The organism is Escherichia sp. MOD1-EC5189 (assembly GCF_002966045.1).
Classification (GTDB): Bacteria; Pseudomonadota; Gammaproteobacteria; order Enterobacterales; family Enterobacteriaceae; genus Escherichia; species Escherichia coli_F.
Genome location: NZ_PTRX01000080.1, coordinates 1 through 1,969 on the forward strand (window position 1 = coordinate 1; position 1,969 = coordinate 1,969).

A 1,969-nucleotide genomic window follows, 5' to 3' on the forward strand; every position below is an offset into this window, starting at 1 on the left:
GGGGGGGCTTTTTTCGCTGCATCAGAGCGTTTTTGACGCAATTTTTCACTTCAATAGTACCTTCGCACTACTAACACAAAAAAAACGCAGCAGGGAGCGTTTTAGGTGCCTTAAAATCGATTTTAGATCGTCATCTTGATCTGTTTGTCTTCCTTGAAGCGAAAATGCAGGGCTACAACCGTGCGCCCCTTTTTGATCGTCTCAACAGTTACAACCAGATCGCTTTTTTCGTTCAGTTCGGCGATGGCTGGCTTGATTATCATCTTATTCAAGTCTTTGAATTGTTGATATTTATCTTCAACGGCAAGCATGGTTCGGAAATCATCGATAGCTATCGTTCTGTCACCGGTGCTGCGGAACTGCTGGAGCAGCTCGTAAATGCGGATGCTGTAGGTGCTGGAAAGGCTGGAGACGTTCTTCACGACTACCCGCGTAAACTGCCCCTTGAGCTGTGTCAGATACGGCATGATGGCATCGGAGAAGGTGATATCTACTTTCGCCTCACCTTTGAAATACTGCGCCCGGTACTGCACCCAGCGGAACTCTTCTCGTTTTTCCTCGTTCTTGATGATTACTGACCTGTCCCAGAGGCGATCTATCGCTTCCTTGAGCCTAGCTTCAGCGTGCTGCCGTCCCATGTCAGGAAAGGCATCATGAAACTCTGCAGCCGTGATGGTCATGGTTTTTTGTTCATCCGGCGAAGGGGAATCTTCTCCGGATTTCAGGCGGCTGATACAGACCAGCAGGAAGCGCTGTTCCTGCAAAGTGAGCTTGTAGCTTGCCTCGATAAGGGCGTTTGATTTGTAAGCTATCAGATCTGACATTTCGCTTGCTCGTTGCTATTGGTGGCGTTTTTTTACTGTACGCCACTTATCATATGGGTGGAAGTTTTTTTTTTGCAACCCCCTTTTTCTGTGGATTACACCCCCAAAAGCTCCACCTTTCACCCCCAAAAGCTCCACCTTTCACCCCCAAAAGCTCCACCTTTCACCCCCAAAAGCTCCACTTATCTTGCCAGAACATCTTTAAAATCATGGTGTTACAAGACCTAAAAAGGTTTTAAAAAAAAGATCTAAAAATAAGATCTTAAAAACTTAACGGCGAGCCTGTGGATAACTTGGGGTGCTGAAAACAAAAAACCAATAAAAACAATGAGTTGCAATAAAGCAGAATTGCAAGTTTCGAATACACCCCCTCCAACCCTGTGGAAACCCAGTATTCATGCGGGTTCAGCGCATATCACCTGCCGAAAAACCGTGCGTATGTGCTCAACCTGGCGACTGATTCACTTCCGCTTCCTCGCCCACTCGCTCGCTAACGCTCGGTCGCTGGGGCTGCGGCGAGCGGACGATACAATCACTGTTCTGGCAGCGCCTCCAGCTCGTTAATCAGCGGCAGTATGCGCGTCACATCAGCCTGTCGTGTCACCTCTGCCTTCAGGAACTGGAGTAACCAGGCACGCAACTGCACCTCCTCCGGCTTTCTGACCTTTGCCAGCAATGCAGCACCCACAACAACCTTCTGCGCTGTGTCCAGGCTCCGGCTCTTCGCCTTCAGGCGCTGTAATCTCGCCTCAGCATCAGCAATCTTCTGTTCGAGCGTTCTGCTCATGATGTAACTCCGTGCGCGATGAAAAATCGCATTTTAGCGCGTCACTGGTAGTTTAAAAACTGAGCTGGCATAATGCACGGCAAATCACGAAGTGCGCACTTATACAATCTCCACTCCGTTTCGATTGTGTGCGCCCTGCGGGGCTGAAAGAAAACTACAAAAAGGCATTACGGCAGAAATGGCGATTTATCATCTCAGCATGAAAATTATCTCCAGAAGCAGCGGTTACAGCGCCGTAGCTTCCGCTGCCTATCGTTCCGGTTCACTGATGCTTGATGAGCGTACCGGACTGACTCACGACTACACCCGCAAAAGCGGTGTGGCTGAGGCTGTGATTCTGACCCCCGCGACAGCCCCT

At 49.4% G+C, this 1,969-nt stretch carries 3 protein-coding genes; 1 reads left to right on the forward strand and 2 read right to left on the reverse strand.

All coding sequences use genetic code 11. From position 1 onward, the window contains the following. Positions 1-122: 122 nt before the first annotated feature. Together ATB02_RS25515 and mobC are read right to left on the reverse strand one after the other, a co-directional pair. Complete coding sequence (locus ATB02_RS25515; RefSeq protein ID WP_001281395.1) at positions 123-824, reverse strand: replication initiation protein; 702 nt, start codon at positions 822-824, stop codon at positions 123-125. A gap of 532 nt (positions 825-1,356) precedes the next feature. Beyond that, the gene (mobC, locus tag ATB02_RS25525; RefSeq protein WP_000091746.1) at positions 1,357-1,611 is read right to left on the reverse strand and encodes a relaxase accessory protein MobC; all 255 of its coding nucleotides are present in this window, start codon (positions 1,609-1,611) and stop codon (positions 1,357-1,359) included. 178 nt (positions 1,612-1,789) lie between these two features. On the opposite strand from mobC, the gene ATB02_RS25530 reads away from it, so the two are divergent. After that, positions 1,790-1,969, forward strand: a 180-nt coding sequence (locus ATB02_RS25530) for a MobA/MobL family protein (RefSeq protein WP_161953924.1), incomplete at its 3' end; no start/stop codon positions are given.